This window comes from Streptococcus sp. SK643, assembly GCF_000259505.1.
Classification (GTDB): domain Bacteria; phylum Bacillota; class Bacilli; order Lactobacillales; family Streptococcaceae; genus Streptococcus.
On the sequence record NZ_AJMM01000006.1, the window covers coordinates 80,335 to 103,078 of the forward strand.

Consider the following 22,744-nt stretch of genomic DNA (forward strand, 5'->3'; position numbering starts at 1 on the left):
CAGACTTATCTGGGGGAGGCAGTGATTTTTTGAAATAATACTCTTCGAACCACGTCAGCTTCCATCTGCAACCTCAAAACAGTGTTTTGAGCAGCCTGCGGCTAGCTTCCTAATTTGCACTTTGATTTTTATTGAGTATAAAGACATAGATATTCCGGTTTCTTCATTTCCCTTATTATAACCATTCAGGAAATCTCAAGCACCATTTAGGATTTGGAGTAAGGATTTAGGAAAATATGGTTTATATTAGAGAGGTTCCGAGTTTACAAAGGAGAGTTCATATGAAGAAGTATCAACTTCTATTAAAAATAAGCGCAGTCTTGTCTTACTTATTTTTCGTATTTGGACTTTCTCAGCTGACCCTTATCGTTCAAAAATATTGCCAATTTTCTTCTCAGGTAGGAAATTTTTTCTGGGTGCGAAATATCTTAAGTCTGCTATTTAGCGGAGTCATGATTTGGATTCTGGTTAAGACAGACCATGGTTATCTCTTTCGCATCCCTAGGAAAAAGTGGTTGAGCTATTCTGTTCCGACGGCTTTAGCAGCTGTCGTGCTTATATGCTTTAACTATCTGACAGCTAAACATGTTCAGGGGACAAACGAAAGTTGGAATTTGTTTATTGCCTATAGTGAAACCAATTTTGCAGAGTTCGGTGTTTACCTAACCTTGATAGTACTAGGACCTCTGATGGAAGAATTGGTGTGTAGAGGGCTGCTTCAACATGCCTTCTTTAAGAATTCGAGATTAGGACTTGACCTGATACTTCCTTCCATTTTGTTTGCTCTTCCTCATTTTTCTACTTTTCCTAGTATAACAGATATTGTTGTCTATACCACCGTTGGATGTATATTTGGAGGGTTGACCCGTTATAGCAAGAGTATGTATCTTTCTTATATACTACATGCCATTAATAATACTATAGCTTGGTTACCATTTCTGCTGACTTTTTTACATAGGGTGTTTGGTTAAATACTGGATCGAGAGTTAGGAATGATAGTTTATCAAATTTATAAGTGAGCTTCAGGAGGAAAATAAGAATGACATCATTAAAATGGTTTGCTGGAGGAAGCGAAAGACGTTGTGAAGCCATGACGATCATAGATCATCTATTGGAAGATATAAAGGATACGCCTCAACTGAATCCCTTGAAAGATCGGTTAGTGAGTTATAAAAGACGATTAGAGGACGATGGGACCTCTACTCCGTTTATATTGAGTCAAATGAATATTGATATCTCACGTGTGTTGATTGACAATAAGCTGATTTTGTTAGAAAGTCAAGCCGAGCAGATCAAAAAGTTGAGAGAACTATCTGCGATTCGGTATGGTTACTGATGAAGTGCAGGGATATGCTTCTTTCTACAATTTCCAGTCAAATAAATTGCATTCGTTTTCTCAAGCGGGTATACTAGTATAGTTAGATGAAAAATTCTGAAAATTTAAGAATAGAAAAGAGAACAAATCTTATGGCAAAAGATATTCGTGTCTTACTTTACTACCTTTATACTCCAATTGAAAATGCAGAGCAATTTGCTGCAGACCACTTGGCTTTCTGTAAATCAATCGGCCTTAAAGGTCGTATCCTAGTCGCTGACGAGGGAATTAACGGAACAGTTTCAGGTGACTACGAAACAACTCAAAAATACATGGACTACGTTCACAGTCTTCCAGGAATGGAAGACCTCTGGTTCAAGATTGACGAAGAAAGTGAACAAGCCTTCAAGAAGATGTTTGTTCGCTATAAGAAAGAAATTGTCCACCTTGGTTTGGAAGACAATGACTTTGACAACGACATCAATCCACTTGAAACAACAGGTGCTTACCTGTCTCCAAAAGAGTTCAAAGAAGCCCTTCTTGACGAAGATACAGTTGTCCTTGATACACGTAATGATTACGAATATGACCTAGGACATTTCCGTGGGGCTATCCGCCCAGATATCCGTAACTTCCGTGAGTTGCCACAGTGGGTTCGTGACAACAAAGAAAAATTCATGGACAAGCGTGTCGTAGTTTACTGTACAGGTGGAGTTCGCTGTGAGAAATTCTCAGGCTGGATGGTCCGTGAAGGCTACAAAGATGTCGGTCAATTGCACGGAGGAATTGCAACTTACGGTAAAGACCCAGAAGTTCAAGGTGAACTTTGGGATGGGAAAATGTACGTCTTTGACGAGCGTATTGCAGTCGATGTCAATCATGTCAACCCAACTATCGTAGGGAAAGACTGGTTTGATGGAACACCATGTGAACGTTATGTCAACTGTGGAAATCCATTCTGTAACCGTCGTATCCTAACATCAGAAGAAAATGAGGACAAGTACCTTCGTGGATGCTCACACGAGTGCCGCGTTCACCCACGTAACCGCTATGTCTCAGAAAATGAATTGACACAAGCAGAAGTCATCGAGCGTCTAGCAGCTATCGGTGAAAGCTTGGATCAAGCAGCTACTGTATAAGATCAAACAGTCCGCAAGGGCTGTTTTTTCTATGCTTTCTACTTAAAAACCTAAAGTTTGTTTCTATATCTTTCAGGAAAATAGGATATACTATATGTAAACGATTTCAAAGGAGGTAAATTTTGATGAAAACATTTTTTATTCCAAATAAAGAAAGTATTTTAGGTCAACAGGAGATTTTAACTGCCAAGTTTATCTTGGCTTTGGTGGATGGTTTAGAGTCTCATAGCTACGACGCAGTCTATCTCCGTCAGCCACTCAATCGTTTAGAGTATATCGAGTGTGGTATTGTTGGGAAATCTCAGTTCCTCTTTAAAGTAACCTATGCAGATGCTAAAAAAGGATATCAAGTAGTGCTTCCGGACCTGATTACTCAAGCTGACTGGGAGATTGTAGAGTCCCTTCTACAAGGTCTATCTAGCCAGTTGGGGCAAGATGTAGAAGGACTGGAAGGGTTTGATTTTGAAGGTTATTTCCATGAAAATGTCAAAAACTATTTGGCAGATAAAGTTGCCCATCTAGTCTATTGCCAAGGACTTTTGTCAACTATCTACTTCAATAGAAAAGACCTAGAAAGCTTTTTAGCTGAGAATGGCTTGGCACGTTTTGAAGCGATTGTTAAGAAGGTTCAGCAGTCGGATGCTTACTTTGCGACTGTAAAATTCTACCCCGATAGTGAAGCTAAGATTCATGGTATCTACCATCTGGCTCAAGGAGTCAAGACCGTTTTGCCTAAGGAGCCAATTATTCCAGAACCTTATGTTGAGCAGTTGGCAGGAAAGGATCTCGTCTGGGAAATTGACCTCGTGAAAATCTCTGGAGACGGCTCTAAACCAGAAGATTATGAAGCAGTCGCTAGACTTGATTATAAAGAATTTTTAGAAGCACTACCAGTAGCATATTACAAGGAACTAGATGCCAATCAATTAGAAGTGCAACCCATCCTTGGTCAAGATTTTGACAGATTAGCACAAGAAAAGTAAAGCAGGTCAATCGACTTGCTTTTTGATATATAAAAAATCCTGCCATGAAAGACAGGATTGATTCTTAAATAAAGGCTAAGATACGAAGATATTCTCCAATCAGTGCCACTTCAGCTACAAAGAAGAGGAGGATAATAACTCCGTTAACAAACACAGATAAGCATAGCTTGTAAAAGGAGTCACCTGTACTTGTTTGACTTGGTCTCGTAATACTGTGAAGACTAGCAAGTAGAATAATCCCAATGCTGATAGCACATAAGAGAGCTGAAAAGCGTAGGCTATTAAAGAAGGCAAAGAAGCTTGCAATCGCAGTGAGGAGGATAGGAATTGTCAAGAGTTGACTGAATTGCTGGAAGGCTTTTTCTAGGGTCCAGTCCATTTCTTGGTGGATAAATCGTCTCACAACCAAACTTCCCAAGAGGAATGAAAAGAAGAAAAGTGTTGTTGCTACTAGTATAGAGACGATTGAAAAGAGGGTCAATGAAGCAAATTGCTCAGGGAAGTGATTATGCATACTTGCTATGCGTCCATAATAGGCTTGCTTGCTATGGTAGATGCTAAAGAAGAAGGTTGAAGAAGAAAATAGAATGAGCAAGAAAAAGGCTGTATAACTGTGTTTATTACTTGTTTCAAAAGTGCTTGTTGGGGATTTGATGGCTTCCACTAGCCAAGACCAAAAATCAAGTACTTGCTCTTTCCATCTATCCGTAGATTTTGGAGCTTGGTCGGGGATATAAGGACTTTCTAAGGATTTATTGATAAGAAGTGGCTCTTTCGTGGTTGTTTTTTGCTGAGGAAGAGCTTCTTGGCTCTCTTCAGATATAGTGACTTTTTCTGTTTCTTTAGAAATGTCTGGCTCTTCTTCAGTAGAATTGGATGCCTTCTTTTCCTCTATTTCTGTTCTCGCTTCACTGTCTTCAGGCGTTTCAATTTTCTCTTCTTGCTGACTTTCCAGTTCGACTTCAGTTTGAGAGACTTCCTCCTCTACTTGAGCATTTTTTTCAATTGGTGTATCGAGATTAATTGTCGTTTCTTCAGTTTTATCTATCATTTCTTGTGATAAATCTTCTGATTTGTTTTCATTTGGTGATTTAACAAAATCATTACTTTCAAACCATTCTTGTTTCATGGTAGAACCTCCTTTTTAGTTAGATAAATATGCTTCCATAGTAGCAGATGTAAGCGCTTTTGTCAACGTCTGATTGGTGTGGATACTAGAGTGATATCATTATCAGCTCTAGCAATGAGTTGATCCTTGACACCAGCTTTTTCAGTTTTGTAAGGGTTACTTAATTCTGTGTATTTTGATCCAGGTTTTTCTCTTGTAGCTTGTAAGATAGAACCATAGTTACTTGAGATGTCCCAATTAATTCGTTGGCTTTCTTTTTGCGTCAGAGTGATTGAGAGATGCTCTTTAGAAGTTAATTCCACCTTGCCGTGAACTTGGATATTTTCAGCGTGGAAGTGATGTTCTGTTGACTCTAGCTGACTATCTGTAAGGTCTGTATCAAAGATATTGATAATATTTGGTGTTGTGAGTTTACTGTTTTTGATACGACTTCCTTCAATTCGGAGGAGATAGCTATTATTGGTATTGATGGTCGCATTTTCAAGACTAGCATTAGTGATACTGGTTTGACCGCGATTGGCTGAGATGTTGATCCCTTTTAGACTTCTTCCCTTTGGAACTTGGAGAATAACTTCATTAAAACGACTAGAGTAGCTACTTGCGATATGGAGAATCCCGCCAATTCCAGAAGAGAGAGATGGAGTTTCAGACAGTTTTTTATCCGTTAGGCTCAGAGTTTTGTCGTTCTGATTTATGACAAGATCATGGCGAGCAAAAAGAGTTGGATGGTAAGAAATGTGGATTTGATCATCCAAAGAGTCTGTGATGGTGAGCGCGTGTTGGTGGAGAGTGATTTCTAGGTTTTCGACTTCCTTGCCAAAGGTCAACTCTTCCATCCGACTATCGTAGACAGGTTCCTTGGACATGGCAAGTAGGCTCTTGATCCCGTCAGATTGGATACCTACAAAGAGCAGGATAAATCCGATAATAGTAGTCACCACACCAAAAATGAGAAATCCTTTTGTCCATTTATGCATGATTGTCACCTCTCTTTGCTTTTTTAAGAACAAATTGTACCAGACGGACAATAAGTAGGCCGAAGAAGCGGGCTACATAGGAAATACCTAATAAAACCAGCGAAGAAGCACCGATAGCCAGTAAACCAGAACCAAAAATCAAGATAAAGGCTGATTTAGCTTGGGCTAAGACAGTGAAACTTTCAACTAAAAATAGGAATCCGCCTATGATACCAAGTATGGAAACCGCAAAGAAAGCCAGAATGACAGTCAAAGCTGCCACAAGGATTCCGAACAGGGCCACGAGGATGGCGATTCCAAGAGGAATACCGATGGGTGCTGCAAGGAGGGTTAACAAGGCGATATGTAAAATTTGTCGGTTATTTTTTTGAGCGGGTGCTTCATTGATTTTTTTATCGAGAAGATTGGAGAGAACTTCGTGGGCTGCTTCTTTGGGAGTTCCCAAGCTAGCGATGAGTTCTTCTTCTCCTTCGACTCCAGCATCGTCAAAGAGTTCCCTGAAATAGTCCATGGCTTCAATTTGGTCAGCCTGAGGCAGTTTTTTGAGATAGAGTTCTAGCTGAGTCAGGTATTCAGTTCTTGTCATGGCGGATACTCCCTTCTATGATGCCATTGATGGTGTCTGTATAGAGTGTCCATTCATCTTTTAGGGTCAAGAGCTGCTCTATACCACCATTTGTCAAGGAGTAGTATTTGCGCATGCGACCTTGGAACTCTCTAGAATAGGTTGTCAGAAAGCTATTGCCTTCCAATTTTTTGAGAATGGGATAGAGTGTGGATTCTTTGATATTAGCAATCAGCTTAATGGTTTGGCTAATCTCATAACCATAAGAATCCCCTTTTTCCAGTACGGCCAAGATGAGAAATTCAATCAAGGCAGAGGATGTTGGAAAGTACATGGGAAACCTCCTTTTCTAATGTGTAAGATTTTTATATATAATTTTTCTACACATACATTGTACATCTAAAAGAAAGCCCTGTCAAGAGAAATGTGTAAAATTTTTATATATAAAAAACTTCTAGCTAAAACTAGAAGTTTAAAGGATTTTATCAGCTCTATCCACTGTAAAGAGGGCCACAGTCATCAGGATATCGACGAGCAAGAGAGCAGCTACAGCTGGTACCCAAGAATGGAACAGGTCAAAACTGTAACCAAAGAGAGTCGGCCCAAAGGCTGCTAGGATATAGCCTCCAGTTTGAGATAGGCCGGACAATTGGGCTGTCTTTTCAGGGGCGCTTGTCTTGAGCGAAAAGTTAACCATGAGATAAGGGAAAAGAGCGCTAGTTGCTGTTCCGATTAGGAGATGAATCATCAGCCAGTAAAGGAAATTGTTAATAGGAAAGAAGAGCATGGAAATACCAACTACTCCAGCTAGAGAGACTAAGGTCAGCATGAGTTGACGATGTTTAGTAGATAAGCTCGTCGTTAGACTAGGAATAGTCATCGAAAAGGGGATACTAATCAGAGAGAAGATAGAAGTCAAGAGTCCTGCTTCGTGGCTAGATAAGCCAGCTTGGATACTCATAGTTGGTAGCCAGGTCATACTTGTATAAAAGATTAAGGATTGGAAACCTGCAAAGACAATGACTGCCCAGACCTTGATATTCTTGATAACTTTTTCTGGGGTTGCTTGTTTAGTTTGTGGAGCAAGTCTGTGGTTGTAAGGATGGTTTGGTAACCAGACTAAAAATGTTGCTAGGCAGAGTAATGTAAGGAGAATTATTAGACCCTTCCAAGAGCTGGCTTGGGTAATTGGGACAGCTAGATAAGAAGCAAGGGCTGTAGCAATCCCCATCGAAGTCACATATAGGGTTGTGAGGAAACCAATTTTTTTAGGTTGATTTGCTTGTATAAGACTAGGGAGAAGAACGTTGATGACAGCGATACTGGCACCAACCATCAAGGTTCCCATATATAAAAGAGGTAGGTTGAAGAGGCGAATCAGAGAGCCTATTGTCAAGAAAAAGAGACTATAGGTAAAGAGATGTTCAAGCCCTATTCTTTGAGCGAGTTTAGTAGAAACGAGAGAAAAAAGGGTAAACATTAAAAGAGGAAGACTAGTCAGAAGGCCAAGTGAACTAACTTCAACTCCAAGACCCTTTGAAATATCTCCAAGTATAATCGGCAGAACAGTAAAAGGGGTCCGTAAGGAGACACCAATTAAGATAATACCTGGAATAAAAAAGAGCGACTGCTTCTTCATAAAATACCTCTTCTATCTGATTTTTATAACAGCTTATTTTAAGTTTTTTTTACTATAATGTCAAGTAAGGTTTTGGGCTTTCAAGATAAAAATAGGAAAGTCAGAAATTTTGTGATAAAATAGTGGGAGGAAATTTATACATTGGAGAAAAACTGTGTCTGAAAAGCAACAATTTAGCGTCTTGATGTCGGTCTATATAAAGGAAAATCCGATATTTTTGAAGTATGCTATCGAGAGTATTCAAAACCAGACTATGAAACCTAGTGAAATCATTCTTGTTGAGGATGGGCCTTTGACACCGGAGCTCTATCAGGTATTAGACCAGGTGGAAGCTGAGTCTGAAATTCCAGTGAAGCGTTGCCCCTTAGAAGAAAATCAAGGTTTAGGTTTGGCTCTTAGATACGGTGTTTTGCAGTGTCAGTACGATATCATTGCTCGCATGGATACAGATGATATAGCAGTAGCTGACCGATTTGAGCAACAAATTCATCTCATGGAGCAGGAAAATCTTGATCTCTTAGGTGGTCATATTGCAGAATTTATTGATAATCCAAAAGAGGTTGTTTCCTATCGTCGTGTTCCAACTCAGCACGCAGACATTGTAGCTTATCAAAGAATGAGAAGTGCCTTCAATCATATGACGGTTATGTTTAAAAAGAACATGGTTCTCAAAGCAGGTAACTACGAAGATGGACTTTATATGGAGGATGATCTCCTCTGGCTCAATATGATTGCTGCAGGTGCTAGAACTGGAAATGTAGATCAAATTTTATGTAGGGTTCGTGTCGGTGCAGGTATGTTTGAACGTCGTGGCGGTTTACGCTATCTCAATCTTTATCGTCAAGCTCGACAACGGATGTTGGAAAGAAATCAAATCTCTTATATAGAATATGCTAAAAGCGTTGGAGTTCAGGCAGTCGTTGCTCTTTGTCCAGGCTTTGTTCGTCAGTTTATCTTTGTCAAACTATTAAGAAAAAGCAAATAAAAGAATGTACGAGATAGCAAATTAGCAAAAAAATGTTATAATAACAATATAAATATTCATCTCTTTTTAGGGGGAGTAAATTCCTATGAATAAAAAACTAACAGATTATGTCATTGATCTGGTTGAAATTTTAAATAAGCAACAAAAGCAAGTGTTTTGGGGGATCTTTGATATTCTGAGTATGGTGGTTTCCATCATCGTATCTTATATCTTATTTTATGGATTAATAAACCCAGCACCTGTTGACTACATTATCTATACGAGTTTGGCCTTTCTATTTTATCAATTGATGATTGCATTTTGGGGCTTGAACGCGAGTATTAGTCGCTACAGCAAGATCACAGATTTCATGAAAATCTTCTTTGGTGTGACTGCGAGCAGTGTCATGTCTTATAGTATCTGCTATGCCTTCTTGCCACTCTTTTCGATTCGATTTATCGTTCTCTTTATCCTATTGAGTACTTTCTTGATTTTATTACCACGTATTACTTGGCAATTAATCTACTCTAAACGCAAAAAAGGAAGTGGAGATGGTGAGCATCGTCGTACCTTCTTGATTGGTGCGGGTGATGGTGGAGCTCTCTTTATGGACAGTTACCAACATCCAACTAGTGAATTGGAGCTTGTTGGTATTTTGGATAAGGATGCTAAGAAGAAAGGCCAAAAACTTGGTGGAATCCCTGTTTTAGGCTCATATGATAATTTGCCTGAATTAGCTAGACGTCACCAAATTGAGCGTGTGATCGTAGCTATTCCTTCGCTAGATCCGTCAGAGTATGAGCGAATCTTACAGATGTGTAATAGACTAGGTGTTAAATGTTACAAGATGCCTAAGGTTGAAACGGTTGTTCAAGGACTTCACCAAGCAGGTGGAGGCTTCCAGAAGATTGATATCACAGACCTTTTGGGCCGTCAGGAAATTCGTCTTGATGAATCACGCCTAGGTGCAGAACTTACAGGTAAAACTATCTTGGTTACAGGAGCTGGTGGTTCCATTGGTTCTGAAATCTGTCGTCAGGTCAGTCGTTTTAATCCTGAACGCATCGTTTTACTTGGTCACGGTGAAAATTCTATCTATCTTGTCTATCATGAATTGATTCGTACATTCCAAGGGATTGATTACGTTCCAGTTATCGCAGATATTCAAGACTATGACCGTCTGTTGCAAGTCTTTGAACAGTACAAACCAGCTATTGTCTACCATGCTGCTGCCCATAAGCACGTTCCGATGATGGAGCGTAATCCTAAAGAAGCCTTCAAAAATAACATTCGTGGAACTTACAATGTTGCTAAGGCTGTTGATGAAGCCAAAGTACCTAAGATGGTTATGATTTCGACAGATAAGGCGGTTAATCCACCAAATGTTATGGGAGCAACCAAGCGCGTGGCGGAGTTGATTGTCACTGGCTTTAACCAACGTAGCCAATCGACCTACTGTGCAGTTCGTTTTGGGAATGTTCTTGGTAGCCGTGGTAGTGTCATTCCAGTCTTTGAACGTCAGATTGCTGAAGGTGGGCCTGTAACGGTGACAGACTTCCGCATGACCCGTTACTTTATGACCATTCCAGAAGCTAGCCGTTTGGTTATCCATGCTGGTGCTTATGCTAAAGATGGAGAAGTCTTTATCCTTGATATGGGCAAACCAGTCAAGATTTATGACTTGGCCAAGAAAATGGTCCTTCTAAGTGGACACACCGAAAGCGAAATTCCAATTGTTGAAGTTGGAATCCGCCCAGGTGAAAAACTCTACGAAGAACTCTTGGTGTCAACTGAACTTGTTGATAACCAAGTTATGGATAAGATTTTCGTTGGTAAGGTTAATGTCATGCCTCTAGAAGCCATCGATAAAAAGATTGAAGAGTTCCGAACTCTCAGTGGAGATGAGTTGAAGCAAGCCATTATCGCTTTCGCTAATGAAACAACCCATGCTGAATAGAAAGAGCTTGGGTAAAAAGTCTTTAAAATCAGAAAAACGCATAGTATCAGGTATGAAAAAACGTGATACTATGCGTTTTGTTATGGAAAGTTTTACTTCAGTTTCTACTAAAATTGAGTTTTTACCTAGCTTCTTTTGTCTTGAAAAAAGTCAAAACTTCTAAGGGGGCATGGGCTATAAAATCAGGTTGATAGATTAGTAAATCAGCATTTTCTCCAAAGCCCCAAGTGACTGCTAGTTTTTTAAGTCCTGTTTCCTGAGCTCCTATCATATCAAATTTGGTGTCACCAATGATGATAACTTGTTCGGGTGCTAGCTGATGTGTTTTTAGTGTATGGCGAATGACATCCGCCTTATGTGGAGTTTCAGGACTGGATCCATAGATTCCCTCAAAGAAATGATGGATCCCCAAGTTTTTTGTCATTTCCTGAGCAGTAGGTGTATTCTTTGTAGTGGTGATGTAGAGTGGATAATTACTCGACAACTTCTCAAGCAAGTCTACAATCTGAGGAAAGAGTTGAGCTTCATAGATTCCCTTTTCCTTGTAGTAAGAACGGTAAGTCTGAACTGCCTCAGAGATTTTTTCTTTGGGGAGGTAAGTCTCAAAGCTACTTTCAAGAGGTGGTCCCATGAAACTACGAATGGTTTTGGCATCAGGACAAGGGACTCCCAGCTCTTTAAAGGTAGAGCTAAAGGCATTATGAATCCCAATGGAACTATCAACAAGAGTTCCGTCTAGATCAAAAAAGATGGCTGAGATAGAGGTCATAATTTCTCCTATCAGATAAGATTACTCTCCGAAAATTTCTTTTTGGAGGCGACGGCCAGTAGGAGTGGCAGCAAGGCCACCTTCGGCTGTTTCACGAAAGGCAGTTGGCATGGTTGCTCCTACTTGATACATGGCATCGATAACTTCATCTACGGGGATTTTGGATTCGATACCTGCCAATGCCATATCTGCTGCGATGAAGGCAAAACTAGATCCCATGGCATTGCGCTTGACACAGGGAACTTCAACTAGACCTGCAACAGGGTCACAAATCAAGCCTAGCATATTTTTAATGACAAAGGCAATGGCTTGACTAGCTTGATAGGGAGTTCCACCTGCTGCTAAAGTGAGGGCGGCAGCACTCATAGCAGAGGCAGAACCGACTTCAGCCTGGCATCCACCTTCAGCTCCTGAGATAGAAGCATTGTTTGCGATAACTAGGCCAAAGGCCCCAGCGACTAATAAGAAATCTAATTGTTCTTGATGATTCAGGTCTAATTTTTGAATAGCGGTCGTAAGAACTGCCGGTAGGCAACCAGCACTCCCTGCTGTAGGAGTAGCGCAGACCAAACCCATTTTAGCATTGTGTTCATTGACAGCTATAGCATTGCGAGCAACGGATAAAATGGTGTCGTCTGACAAGGCTTTTCCACTTTGGATATAGCGATTAAGTTTTGCAGCGTCTCCTCCAGTTAGGCCACTACGAGATTTATTTTCATTGAGGCCAAGTTGGACAGAGGCTTTCATGACTTCTAGATTGCGTTCCATGAGAAGGAGGACTTCTTCACGTTCGCGACCGGTCAACTCAAATTCTGTCGAAATCATCAGTTCAGCGACATTTCCTTGGAAGTCCTTTTCTGCTTGTTCGACTAATTCTTTGATAGAATAAAACATGATTCCTCCTACTTAAAGAAATTGACATTGTGAAGATGAGGGATTTTTTGAATTTCTTTGATGGCTTCCTCACAATTTCGACTATCAACTTCGATAATCATGATGGCTTTTTCACCCGCTTTTTCTCGAGTAACGTTCATCTGGGCGATATTGATATCATAGCGGGAGAGAGCTTTGGTTACAAGAGCGATCATCCCAGGGATATCCTGATGCACAATGATGATGGTAGGTGTATTCATATTGAGAGAGACCGCAAAGCCATTGAGTTCGGTGACCTGAATATTCCCCCCACCGATAGAAATACCAGTGACACTTATGCTCTTGTGGGGATTTTTGACAGTAATTTTAGTGGTGTTGGGGTGTGGAGCATTGCTGTCTTTTTGGATGGTCCAGACAATCTTGATGCCTCTCTTGTGGGCGATTTCAAGACTATTTGGGATTTCAGGATCATCTGTATCCATACCCAAGATTCCTGCAACTAGGGCTAGGTCTGTCCCGTGACCACGATAGGTCTTGGCAAATGAGTTAAATAGCTGGAATTCGACTTCTGTCGGTGTATCATCAAAAATAGAAGAGACAATCTTCCCAATACGAACAGCACCAGCAGTATGGCTACTGGATGGTCCAATCATGACTGGTCCGATAATATCAAAGACAGATTGAAAACGAAGTGATTGCATCAGTTTCCCCTTATAAAAATTCTTAGTTATATTATATCAAAGAATGAAGGTATTGGCTTTAATTGTGGGTTAAAACCTCTTTAATGTTCAAAATAGCATAAAAATAGACTCTTTTGTGACAAAAATGCCTTGTTTTATCAAATAAAAAAATAATTTTGTAATATTTCTACATAAAAGTGTTAAGAAATAGTAATATTTAAAAGGTATCATAGAGATATAGAAAGAAGGAGAACTTTTAAAAATGAAAACAACAACTAATAAAATCAAAACAACTATTGCAGGAGTAGCCGCTTTGTTTGCAGTATTTGTACCATCGTTTGTATCTGCTCAAGAATCAACAACTTACACTGTTAAAGAGGGTGATACACTCTCAGAAATCGCTGAAACTCACAACACAACTGTTGAGAAATTGGCAGAAAACAACCACATTGATAACATCCACTTGATTTACGTAGGTCAAGAGCTCGTTATCGATGGGCCTGTAGCACCTGCTACAACACCAGCTCCAAGCACTTATAAAGCTCCAGCAGCACAGAATGAGGCTGTTTCAGCACCAGTAGCAGCAACTACAGAAGTAGCGCAAAAAGAAGCTCCAGTAGCAAGTGCTCCTGCAGAAGCAGTTGCTCCAACACCAGCGGCAGCACCAGCTTCAACTGTAAGCGAATCTGACGCAGAAGCCAAAGAATGGATCGCTCAAAAAGAATCAGGTGGTAGCTACACAGCTACAAACGGACAATATATCGGACGTTACCAATTGACAGCTTCATACTTGAACGGTGACTACTCAGCTGAAAACCAAGAACGTGTAGCAGATGCCTACGTTGCAGGACGTTACGGTTCATGGTCAGCCGCTAAAAACTTCTGGCTTAACAACGGCTGGTATTAAGAAATAACGAACAGAATAATTTGAAAAGTCGAGGAAATCCCTCGACTTTTTTATATTTTCTTCGGTTGATAATAGGTCTCCACTTCTTTTTTGAGATGAGACAGCATAGAAGTTTCCTCGGTCAGCTCTAGAAGGGAGAACCCTTTTTGGATAAGTTTAGCATCATCCCTACAAATCCCAATACGGACATAGCAGATAGCAAGTCTATCGTAGCTTTTCTTGTTCTTGGCATCCTCCAGTAAAGTGTAGCAGATTTGCTTACACATGTTTTTATCTTGATTGTATAGATAGAGTGTGGAAAGGTTTAATAGAATTGTCATTCGCAAGTCATATAAATGTTGATAGTTTTTATAGACTTCTAGGCGTTGCAATATTTTTCCAGTGATGAGATGGAGGTATTCAATGGGAAAACTGAAAAGAATGGTATTGAGGATTTTTAGGTCACTCTCATACCATGTATCTTGTTTTTCAATTTTTCTCCAAAGTTTTTTGACAACCTGTTCTGCGTGATCTGATAGTTGCTCTGTACCATGTTGACGGATATAAATGACAACTTCAAGCATGTCTCTGATTTCTTCTATAGGGAGATCGTGGTGGGTCTTGAGGTAGTCTTGGCATTTTTGAAATAAATTGACAAGATCGCCGGTCCCAATAATGGAACGCATATTAAGATAGGTTTGCATAATTTCTTTGCGTTGACTTGGTTGATAAAGTTGACAGATATATTCAAACTCTTCAAAACTCATATTGATTTGACGGAGAAGAAATTCCATATTTTCATATTTGGGGGTAGTCTTGCCACTTTCGATTTTTGATAAGCTAGTTCTTGAGAGAACACCCCCACAGACCTCTTCTTGGGTCAGCCCCTTTGATTCACGTATTTCTTTATAGACCTTTCCGAAATCATAACGCATGATTTTCTCCTTTTCGTGAAAAAAGTTAACAAACAATAAAATTTTGTTAAAAATATTGTATCATAGCAATGTAAAAAGTAAAAAAGAAAGTCGAAATAAAGTTGTGAAAAAGATTGACATAGTTTAAAAATGGGACCAAAGATAAGAGGAAAAGGATGAGTAGTGTAGATAAGATTAAAAAAATACACGTCATCGTGTGTTGGCTGTATATATTTTTGTCATTTAGGTCGACAATCAGTAACACGGAGTATTTCTTGCTTATTTTTTTAGCGTTTCTCTATTCGATAGTATCGCTACCTATATATTCAGTGAAGAATAAAATAGTATCTATTTGTCTGGCTATAAACTCGATTCTGTTAATGAGTTTCCCGATTTTAATCAATAAATATTTCCCAGGAAACGTTTCTACTTATATCGTATTAATCAGTATTTTTATCCTGGAGTTTTTAATCTTTAATAAAATTGGTAAAGATTTTGATACTAGATTAGCTAGTGAGTATAGGAAAATCAGTCAGTTTAAAAGTAAGATGTCTCAATCTCCTTGGATAAAATATTTAGAGATTTCTAGTTTTATATTAACTATATTTCCATTTATTCTTCATGGTACAGTTGCTAATCGTGTATTTGCTCTTATCTTTTTGATAAAAATTTGTGTAGATACTACGATCAAGATTCTATTAAACAGAATTTTTAAGACAAGTAAGGTAATGAAAAGGAGGATATTTTCTCTTTTTGTACTAGATTTGATTGTCTATATATTTTTAGGTTATGTTTTAGTAATGCAAAAAGATGGATACCTATTTTCAATTCTACTAATTTTTTCTAATTTCTCACTTCCCTTTATCAGAGAAAAAGAGTATGAATTATTTAAAAATAAGAAATGAGATAAATATGATTAAATCTTAGTTCTCTTTAAAATAAAATCAGGTAGAGAAAGGATATCTTATCTAGGTAACTAAGTACTATAAACAAAGTTGACGATTACCTGTTAGGAAACTATCCTAACCACGCTGTATGAAAAAAGGAGTATTTTGATGGAGCTTGTATTACCAAACAACTATGTTGCGATTGATGAAGAAGAGATGATGTATCTTGATGGGGGTGGTGTTGGTTGTAACTGGTGGAACAAACGTTATAATATTGCTGCAACTGCAGTTTATGGAGGGATGTCAGTATACCAGAGATATGCCATTAAAAAGTTAATTGCTAATCGTGGTATGATGAGCCGAGTCGTTAGAAGTGCTATAACAAGATATATTGGTGGAGTTAGTATGGCAACTATTACTAATGCTCTTAATATTGCGGCTACTGTTGCTGAAGTATTCTCATTAGGAGGAGCCATTGCATATGGTTTAGATATCGTAGACGGTAAATTTGATGGATATTTATGGGGATAAAACTATAGCTATGAAACATTTTTTTGCAGGAATTGGTGAGATTCATTTTTTGTTATTTTTATTATATCTAAGCATGTCTACTAGTCCAATTATTGGACTAGTGATTGGACATACTAAAATAAATCTAATAAATTCTATTATTATGGTTCTTGGTATGATATTGACATTAATTTTGGTATTATCAAGAGTGTATAGAAAATATTTTTATAGAGACGATGATGACTAAAGTTTTTATCAATAAAGCAAGTTTTGCAACTTCTACTATTAATGGATTTGCAGCTTGGATGTCAATTGGTAATGCCATTACAACAATTTGGGCAAATAATGATATTAATCGCAGAGATCTAAACTTAAACGACTTATGGTAATTGTAAAATGGGTATGAAAATTGAAAAAATTTTTGTTATTGTATTTTTGGAATTTCTACTAATTTCCTCTGTAACTTTTTTAGCATATGATCATGTTGGTGAGGAACTAAAGAAATTAATCATTATGATTAATTTAATATTTTTGCTTTTAACCCTAGCAATGATAGTTTATGCAAAATTAAAAAAAGATAAGGGTGCTGTAAAATTATGATGCGTAAACTAATTATTTTCTTATTAATGCTCCCTTTTTTAGGTTTGTGGTTAGAGTCGCATGTCTTAGTGAATAACTTGCCACTGAATCTAGAAATTCCCCTTGATTTTATTATCAGTATGAGTCTTACTTTCTGTAGTTTAATTTTCTCAAAAATAGTTTTGGACCTACTATATGCATTGAAAGATTTATACAAGAAAAGAGGCCTTATTACGATTTTTCCCTTTATTTTTATAAAAAGAAAAAAAGTTAATGTGAGATTCTCGCCCTATTTTTCATTTCATCGTAAAAGTTTGTTGCCTGATGATTTGAAATCTAGAATTATATGGAGTTTTATTCTTGAAATAGTCATTATAGCAGCCTTTATTTTTAAAATGCCTTTCGTTCTAATTGTGCTTACTACAATATTTTTTTGGAATATAATGGATATCAACCATCTCGTTTTTAATAAGACGGAATTTCTTTTCAATCAAAATAAATGGCAAAAAGAAGATTCGTTTGACAGGAATTTGACCAATACGTTAAAGGATAAAATACAAAAATCAGAGCTAAGTTATTCTGACTTAATGTGTATTCTGCTGTATGATGCGATTAACCAATTCACCTTTTTAACGGATAGCGAGATCTTTGAGGATATTTTGAAAAAAATCGAAGATTCTCAAAACACTCTTCTATGTACAGGTCTTGCCGAGTTACTGCTGTATGAGATTTCTATTAGTGACAATAACAACTGGCAAGAAAAGGTTGATAAAATTAGAATACGGCTCATCAGAATCAATCAATTAGATTTTTTCTATTATACAAGTCGGTTAAGGCAAAATTTTGATTTCTGTATGAATAGAGAATATGCCAAGATGAAGTCACGAAGGATATTGATTAGTAATGAGAAGATAATCTAGATTCGTCTTGTAAGTTCAGTAAATGAAGTTATTTGAAGTAATTAAGTTTAAAAATTTGTTCATCTATAAAATATGATTAGGCAAAAAAGAGCCTCTTAGTTAGGTAATGAAGAGATGGTGTAACTTAATGGAGTATTATATCTATACAAGAGCTTGCTTTCTTTTGGAGAACTGTTACAGTAAACATAGCCACTGCTTATTTTATGGGGAATTAAATATGTTTAAACTAAGTGATAAAGTTAGACTAATATTTGCTCTTTTAGGGGTAAGTTTCATATTGGTTAGTATGTATCTTATACCTTTCATTAAAACTGAGAATAAATTTTGGGAAATACTTTTATTTATATTAGGTGTGTTGCTAATTGGAATTGCGTTACTAAATCCCCCCAAAAATTAAATTTTAGAATGGTATTAGTGAGTAGGTAATCATTTATTGATTGGATTTTTTAATGCCATTGATGAATGGAATGAAAAATGTAATAATGACTTAAGGATAGGATGATAGTATTATGATGGTTGTTTTAATTTCAGTGCTTGTGGCATTTCTGTATTATGTAATTACAGAATATTTTAAGAATAATTATATTGACTGTATACTATTTCTATCATTGCTGATTTCTCATTTGATATGGGATTACTATTTTTTGCCCATTGAAATCTTAGTGGCATTAAGTGGAGTAAATTTGCTGTCAAGATTTTTCAAAAAAAAGAGAAGTCAATAGATTTGTTAGTGGATTATAAAGATGAAAGGTAAAATTGGGATATTTAAAATGAAACATTTTTTTGCAGGAATTGGTGAGATAAGATTTATTAGTTATCTATTGTCTCTATGTGTAGGACTAGCCCCTCTTTTTCATATCTATGTAATAGGTTCTGAAATGAACTTTGTGAAAATAGTATTATCTATTTTGGGAATTATATTTGTTTGTATTTTAACTATTGCTCGAATTTATAGGACTTTTTTCTATAAAGAATAGTTGGTCTTGAAATATATACTATGTAAGAGCTTGGCAGATTATCAGCCTCTTTCTTGTCTTCTCTAACCAAGCATGTTATAATGAATACTGCTCAAGCGACCTTCAATCGTTAAGCACACACGACCTTCAATCGTGAACTAGTCATTTCGTTTATCTTTTATTACGTCGTTAACTCGAAATGAGATACAAGCAGAACTTGTCTTATTTATAACCTCAATCAGTCTCCCAGACTGATTGAGCGAACTCAAGTTATGCCTGCGACTCGTTGCCTATCATATTTTCATTTTAAGATGATAGGCTAAAATGGTCTCCCAGACCATTTTACTACTAAAAGCAAACGAAATGACTATACTCAAATAAATTCTATTGAAAGTCATAGTAAATAGAATTTTGAGGGGTATAAATAAACGAACAGATGGGAGACTTACCATGAGTGAGAACTCTAAAACACGTGTTGTTGTGGGGATGAGTGGTGGTGTCGATTCGTCGGTGACGGCTCTTTTGCTCAAGGAGCAGGGCTACGATGTGATCGGTATCTTCATGAAGAACTGGGACGACACAGATGAAAACGGCGTTTGTACGGCGACCGAAGATTACAAGGATGTGGCTGCGGTGGCAGATCAACTTGGCATTCCTTACTACTCTGTCAATTTTGAAAAAGAGTACTGGGACCGCGTTTTTGAGTATTTCCTAGCGGAATACCGTGCAGGGCGCACACCAAATCCAGATGTTATGTGCAACAAGGAAATCAAGTTTAAGGCCTTTTTGGACTATGCCATGACCCTGGGTGCAGATTATGTAGCGACTGGGCATTATGCCCGAGTGGCGCGTGATGAAGATGGTACTGTTCATATGCTTCGTGGTGTGGACAATGGCAAGGACCAAACCTATTTCCTCAGCCAACTTTCGCAAGAACAACTTCAAAAAACCATGTTCCCACTAGGACATTTGGAAAAGCCTGAAGTTCGAAAACTAGCAGAAGAAGCAGGCCTTGCGACTGCTAAGAAGAAAGACTCGACAGGGATTTGCTTTATCGGAGAAAAGAACTTTAAAAACTTTCTCAGCAACTACCTGCCAGCTCAGCCTGGTCGCATGATGACTGTAGATGGTCGCGATATGGGAGAGCATGCAGGACTTATGTATTATACAATCGGTCAGCGTGGCGGTCTCGGTATCGGTGGCCAACACGGCGGTGATAATGCCCCTTGGTTCGTTGTCGGAAAAGACCTGAGCAAGAATATTCTCTATGTAGGACAAGGATTCTACCATGATTCGCTCATGTCAACCAGCCTAGAGGCTAGTCAAGTCCACTTTACTCGTGAGATGCCAGAGGAATTTACGCTAGAATGCACAGCAAAATTCCGTTACCGTCAGCCCGACTCTAAGGTAACAGTACATGTCAAAGGAGACAAGGCAGAGGTTATCTGTGCAGAACCGCAACGCGCGATTACACCAGGACAGGCAGTTGTCTTTTACGATGGCGAAGAGTGTCTAGGTGGTGGTTTGATTGACAATGCTTACCGTGATGGACAAGTTTGTCAGTACATTTAGATTGACAAATTTTCTCAATTTGCTACAATAATAAAAGCAATAGAAATGATGGTCAAAGCTCATGGATGTTGCAGGCTTTTTTGTCCTGCACTTCTTTGGAGTTTTGACTGTTTTTGTGTCGTTTAAGGGAAAGGACAAGAATGACTCAGCAAGACTTTCGGACAAAAGTAGGAAATATAGTTTTTGGTGTTCGGGCGACAGCTTTGATTATCCAAAATCGCAAGCTCCTAGTTACCAAAGATAAGGGTAAATATTATACTATTGGTGGTGCGATTCAAGTCAATGAAAGCACGGAAGAAGCGGTAGTCCGTGAAGTGAGGGAAGAACTGGGTGTCAAAGCTCAAGCTGGGCAACTAGCTTTTGTGGTTGAAAATCGTTTTGAACAGGACGGTATTTCCTATCACAACGTTGAGTTTCATTATCTGGTGGACTTGCTTGAGGATGCCCCATTGACCATGCAGGAAGATAAGAAAAGGCAGCCCTGTGAGTGGATTGACTTGGATAAGCTCCAGAATATCCAGCTAGTTCCAGCCTTTCTAAAAACAGCCCTACCAGATTGGGACGGCCAACTAAGACACATCCATCTTGAGGAATAGGAGAGAAACATGACTTATAATTTTACTGAAGAATACGATATTATTGTAATCGGTGCGGGACACGCTGGGGTAGAAGCATCCCTAGCTGCTAGTCGTATGGGTTGTAAGGTCTTGCTTGCGACTATCAACATTGAAATGCTGGCTTTCATGCCTTGTAACCCCTCTATCGGTGGTTCTGCCAAAGGGATCGTTGTGCGTGAAGTTGATGCCCTCGGTGGCGAGATGGCCAAAACCATTGACAAGACTTACATCCAGATGAAGATGCTTAACACAGGGAAGGGGCCAGCTGTCCGTGCCCTTCGTGCGCAGGCTGACAAGGAGCTTTACTCTAAGGAAATGCGCAAGACAGTTGAAAATCAAGAAAATCTGACCCTTCGTCAAACCATGATTGATGAGATTTTGGTGGAATACGGCAAGGTTGTCGGTGTCCGTACAGCAACCCATCAAGAGTATGCTGCAAAGGCTGTTATTGTAACGACAGGGACAGCCCTCCGTGGGGAAATTATCATCGGAGACCTCAAGTACTCATCAGGCCCCAATCACAGCCTAGCTTCTATTAACCTTGCTGACAATCTCAAGGAATTGGGCTTCGAAATTGGTCGTTTCAAGACAGGAACTCCTCCACGTGTCAAGGCTTCTTCTATCAACTACGATGTGACAGAGATTCAGCCAGGAGATGAAGCACCAAACCATTTTTCTTATACCTCGCGTGATGAGGACTATGTCAAAGACCAAGTGCCATGCTGGTTGACCTACACCAATGTTACCAGTCATGAGATTATCCAAAACAACCTCCACCGTGCGCCTATGTTTACAGGTGTGGTCAAGGGAGTGGGGCCTCGTTACTGTCCATCAATTGAAGACAAGATTGTGCGCTTTGCGGACAAGGAACGCCACCAACTCTTCCTTGAGCCAGAGGGGCGCAATACTGAGGAAGTCTATGTTCAAGGACTTTCAACCAGTCTGCCTGAGGATGTCCAGCGTGACTTGGTTCATTCTATCAAAGGGTTGGAAAATGCAGAGATGATGCGAACAGGCTATGCCATCGAGTATGACATGGTCTTGCCTCATCAGTTGCGTGCGACTCTGGAAACCAAGAAAATCTCAGGTCTTTTCACTGCTGGTCAGACAAATGGAACGTCAGGTTACGAAGAGGCAGCAGGTCAAGGGATTATCGCGGGTATCAATGCGGCTCTGAAAGTCCAAGGCAAGCCTGAGTTGATTTTGAAGCGCAGTGACGGTTATATCGGCGTGATGATTGATGACTTGGTGACCAAGGGAACCATTGAACCTTATCGCCTTTTGACCAGTCGTGCTGAATACCGTCTCATTCTCCGTCATGACAATGCCGATATGCGTTTGACAGAGATGGGACGCGAGATTGGACTTGTGGATGATGAACGCTGGGCTCGTTTTGAAATCAAGAAAAATCAATTTGACAATGAGATGAAGCGCCTAGACAGCATCAAACTCAAGCCAGTCAAGGAAACCAATGCCAAGGTTGAGGAGATGGGTTTCAAGCCTTTGACAGATGCAGTGACAGCCAAGGAATTCCTTCGCCGTCCAGAAGTTTCTTATCAAGATGTGGTGGCCTTCATCGGACCGGCTACAGAGGACTTGGATGACAAGATTATCGAATTGATTGAAACAGAAATCAAGTACGAGGGTTACATCTCAAAAGCTATGGATCAAGTGGCTAAGATGAAACGGATGGAAGAAAAACGTATTCCAGCCAATATTGATTGGGATGATATTGATTCTATCGCTACAGAAGCCCGTCAGAAATTCAAACTCATTAATCCAGAAACTATTGGTCAGGCTAGTCGTATTTCTGGAGTAAACCCAGCAGATATTTCTATTTTGATGGTGTATCTGGAAGGTAAAAATCGTAGTATTTCTAAAAATCAAGAAAAGAAAGCATAAAGAAAAACAGC

The 22,744-nt window shown here is 39.0% G+C and carries 28 protein-coding genes; 19 read left to right on the plus strand and 9 right to left on the minus strand.

Going from position 1 to position 22,744, the window contains the following annotated elements; genetic code table 11:
- Positions 1–281: 281 nt before the first annotated feature.
- The 4 genes from HMPREF1117_RS03575 (at position 282) to HMPREF1117_RS03585 (ending at position 3,437) form a co-directional block, all read left to right on the plus strand.
- Positions 282–971 carry a CPBP family intramembrane glutamic endopeptidase gene (locus tag HMPREF1117_RS03575; protein WP_000760546.1) on the plus strand — a complete coding sequence of 230 codons (690 nt, stop codon included), beginning with the start codon at positions 282–284 and terminating at the stop codon, positions 969–971.
- A 68-nt stretch (positions 972–1,039) separates the two neighbouring features.
- Entirely contained in the window at positions 1,040–1,336 is a 297-nt protein-coding gene (locus HMPREF1117_RS0101935; RefSeq protein WP_000202558.1) for a bacteriocin immunity protein, read from the plus strand.
- 131 nt (positions 1,337–1,467) lie between these two features.
- Positions 1,468–2,454 carry an oxygen-dependent tRNA uridine(34) hydroxylase TrhO gene (gene trhO, locus HMPREF1117_RS03580; RefSeq protein ID WP_001030022.1) on the plus strand — a complete coding sequence of 329 codons (987 nt, stop codon included), beginning with the start codon at positions 1,468–1,470 and terminating at the stop codon, positions 2,452–2,454.
- A gap of 122 nt (positions 2,455–2,576) precedes the next feature.
- Positions 2,577–3,437, plus strand: a complete 861-nt coding sequence (locus HMPREF1117_RS03585) for a DUF4299 family protein (protein WP_025171565.1) — start codon at positions 2,577–2,579, stop codon at positions 3,435–3,437.
- A gap of 64 nt (positions 3,438–3,501) precedes the next feature.
- On the opposite strand, the gene HMPREF1117_RS03590 is transcribed toward HMPREF1117_RS03585, so the two are convergent.
- The 5 genes from HMPREF1117_RS03590 to HMPREF1117_RS03610 all read right to left on the minus strand — a co-directional run bounded on the left by HMPREF1117_RS03590 (position 3,502) and on the right by HMPREF1117_RS03610 (position 7,747).
- Positions 3,502–4,566, minus strand: a complete 1,065-nt coding sequence (locus HMPREF1117_RS03590; RefSeq protein WP_000808421.1) for a DUF6574 domain-containing protein — start codon at positions 4,564–4,566, stop codon at positions 3,502–3,504.
- 62 nt (positions 4,567–4,628) lie between these two features.
- Complete coding sequence (locus HMPREF1117_RS03595; protein ID WP_000549764.1) at positions 4,629–5,543, minus strand: DUF4097 family beta strand repeat-containing protein; 915 nt, start codon at positions 5,541–5,543, stop codon at positions 4,629–4,631.
- Positions 5,536–6,129, minus strand: coding sequence for a DUF1700 domain-containing protein (locus HMPREF1117_RS03600; protein WP_000198701.1), 594 nt, complete (start codon positions 6,127–6,129; stop codon positions 5,536–5,538). The genes HMPREF1117_RS03595 and HMPREF1117_RS03600 overlap by 8 nt, the downstream gene beginning before the upstream one ends.
- Positions 6,116–6,442 carry a PadR family transcriptional regulator gene (locus HMPREF1117_RS03605; RefSeq protein WP_000273855.1) on the minus strand — a complete coding sequence of 109 codons (327 nt, stop codon included), beginning with the start codon at positions 6,440–6,442 and terminating at the stop codon, positions 6,116–6,118. Before HMPREF1117_RS03605 ends, HMPREF1117_RS03600 begins: the two co-directional genes overlap by 14 nt.
- 138 nt (positions 6,443–6,580) lie before the next feature.
- The gene (locus tag HMPREF1117_RS03610; protein ID WP_000744859.1) at positions 6,581–7,747 is read right to left on the minus strand and encodes a CynX/NimT family MFS transporter; all 1,167 of its coding nucleotides are present in this window, start codon (positions 7,745–7,747) and stop codon (positions 6,581–6,583) included.
- A 154-nt stretch (positions 7,748–7,901) separates the two neighbouring features.
- On the opposite strand from HMPREF1117_RS03610, the gene HMPREF1117_RS03615 reads away from it, so the two are divergent.
- Entirely contained in the window at positions 7,902–8,732 is an 831-nt protein-coding gene (locus HMPREF1117_RS03615; protein WP_001291487.1) for a glycosyltransferase, read from the plus strand.
- An 85-nt stretch (positions 8,733–8,817) separates the two neighbouring features.
- On the plus strand, positions 8,818–10,668 hold the full coding sequence (locus HMPREF1117_RS03620; RefSeq protein ID WP_001035712.1) for a polysaccharide biosynthesis protein: 1,851 nt from the start codon (positions 8,818–8,820) through the stop codon (positions 10,666–10,668).
- A gap of 121 nt (positions 10,669–10,789) precedes the next feature.
- Here HMPREF1117_RS03620 and HMPREF1117_RS03630 read toward each other — a convergent pair whose 3' ends face one another.
- Genes HMPREF1117_RS03630 through sdaAB form a run of 3 tightly spaced genes read right to left on the minus strand, consistent with a single transcriptional unit; the run spans position 10,790 to position 13,011 of the window.
- Positions 10,790–11,437, minus strand: a complete 648-nt coding sequence (locus HMPREF1117_RS03630; protein ID WP_000200818.1) for an HAD-IA family hydrolase — start codon at positions 11,435–11,437, stop codon at positions 10,790–10,792.
- Between the two features lie 21 nt (positions 11,438–11,458).
- Positions 11,459–12,331, minus strand: a complete 873-nt coding sequence (gene sdaAA, locus HMPREF1117_RS03635; RefSeq protein WP_000500049.1) for an L-serine ammonia-lyase, iron-sulfur-dependent, subunit alpha — start codon at positions 12,329–12,331, stop codon at positions 11,459–11,461.
- 8 nt (positions 12,332–12,339) lie between these two features.
- Positions 12,340–13,011, minus strand: a complete 672-nt coding sequence (gene sdaAB / locus HMPREF1117_RS03640; protein WP_001191180.1) for an L-serine ammonia-lyase, iron-sulfur-dependent subunit beta — start codon at positions 13,009–13,011, stop codon at positions 12,340–12,342.
- A 241-nt stretch (positions 13,012–13,252) separates the two neighbouring features.
- On the opposite strand from sdaAB, the gene HMPREF1117_RS03645 reads away from it, so the two are divergent.
- Positions 13,253–13,897: a LysM peptidoglycan-binding domain-containing protein gene (locus HMPREF1117_RS03645; protein ID WP_000859151.1), complete on the plus strand. Its 645-nt coding sequence runs from the start codon at positions 13,253–13,255 to the stop codon at positions 13,895–13,897.
- 50 nt (positions 13,898–13,947) lie between these two features.
- Here the strand turns inward: HMPREF1117_RS03645 and HMPREF1117_RS03650 are convergent, their stop codons facing one another.
- Entirely contained in the window at positions 13,948–14,811 is an 864-nt protein-coding gene (locus HMPREF1117_RS03650) for a helix-turn-helix domain-containing protein (protein ID WP_001268151.1), read from the minus strand.
- Positions 14,812–14,966: 155 nt separating this feature from the next.
- On the opposite strand from HMPREF1117_RS03650, the gene HMPREF1117_RS03655 reads away from it, so the two are divergent.
- From HMPREF1117_RS03655 to mnmG, 12 genes are all read left to right on the plus strand, one after another.
- Positions 14,967–15,695, plus strand: coding sequence for a hypothetical protein (locus HMPREF1117_RS03655; RefSeq protein WP_000099868.1), 729 nt, complete (start codon positions 14,967–14,969; stop codon positions 15,693–15,695).
- A gap of 150 nt (positions 15,696–15,845) precedes the next feature.
- Entirely contained in the window at positions 15,846–16,208 is a 363-nt protein-coding gene (locus HMPREF1117_RS03660) for a hypothetical protein (RefSeq protein ID WP_000424402.1), read from the plus strand.
- Positions 16,189–16,434: a hypothetical protein gene (locus HMPREF1117_RS11945; RefSeq protein ID WP_000356080.1), complete on the plus strand. Its 246-nt coding sequence runs from the start codon at positions 16,189–16,191 to the stop codon at positions 16,432–16,434. The genes HMPREF1117_RS03660 and HMPREF1117_RS11945 overlap by 20 nt, the downstream gene beginning before the upstream one ends.
- Entirely contained in the window at positions 16,424–16,576 is a 153-nt protein-coding gene (locus tag HMPREF1117_RS11875; RefSeq protein WP_196793357.1) for a hypothetical protein, read from the plus strand. The genes HMPREF1117_RS11945 and HMPREF1117_RS11875 overlap by 11 nt, the downstream gene beginning before the upstream one ends.
- 7 nt (positions 16,577–16,583) lie before the next feature.
- Entirely contained in the window at positions 16,584–16,787 is a 204-nt protein-coding gene (locus tag HMPREF1117_RS03670; RefSeq protein WP_000525456.1) for a hypothetical protein, read from the plus strand.
- Complete coding sequence (locus tag HMPREF1117_RS03675; protein WP_000984723.1) at positions 16,784–17,686, plus strand: hypothetical protein; 903 nt, start codon at positions 16,784–16,786, stop codon at positions 17,684–17,686. Before HMPREF1117_RS03670 ends, HMPREF1117_RS03675 begins: the two co-directional genes overlap by 4 nt.
- Before the next feature lie 217 nt (positions 17,687–17,903).
- Positions 17,904–18,083 (plus strand): hypothetical protein, encoded by a 180-nt coding sequence (locus tag HMPREF1117_RS12070; RefSeq protein ID WP_000475580.1) that lies wholly within the window; start codon positions 17,904–17,906, stop codon positions 18,081–18,083.
- Positions 18,084–18,195: 112 nt separating this feature from the next.
- Positions 18,196–18,408, plus strand: a complete 213-nt coding sequence (locus tag HMPREF1117_RS11950; protein WP_033581983.1) for a hypothetical protein — start codon at positions 18,196–18,198, stop codon at positions 18,406–18,408.
- Between the two features lie 48 nt (positions 18,409–18,456).
- Positions 18,457–18,663 (plus strand): hypothetical protein, encoded by a 207-nt coding sequence (locus HMPREF1117_RS11955; RefSeq protein WP_025171566.1) that lies wholly within the window; start codon positions 18,457–18,459, stop codon positions 18,661–18,663.
- Positions 18,664–19,092: 429 nt separating this feature from the next.
- Entirely contained in the window at positions 19,093–20,214 is a 1,122-nt protein-coding gene (gene mnmA / locus HMPREF1117_RS03685) for a tRNA 2-thiouridine(34) synthase MnmA (protein WP_001293906.1), read from the plus strand.
- A gap of 140 nt (positions 20,215–20,354) precedes the next feature.
- Positions 20,355–20,810 carry an NUDIX hydrolase gene (locus HMPREF1117_RS03690; protein ID WP_000193644.1) on the plus strand — a complete coding sequence of 152 codons (456 nt, stop codon included), beginning with the start codon at positions 20,355–20,357 and terminating at the stop codon, positions 20,808–20,810.
- A gap of 9 nt (positions 20,811–20,819) precedes the next feature.
- Entirely contained in the window at positions 20,820–22,733 is a 1,914-nt protein-coding gene (gene mnmG / locus HMPREF1117_RS03695; protein ID WP_000221920.1) for a tRNA uridine-5-carboxymethylaminomethyl(34) synthesis enzyme MnmG, read from the plus strand.
- Positions 22,734–22,744: the final 11 nt, after the last annotated feature.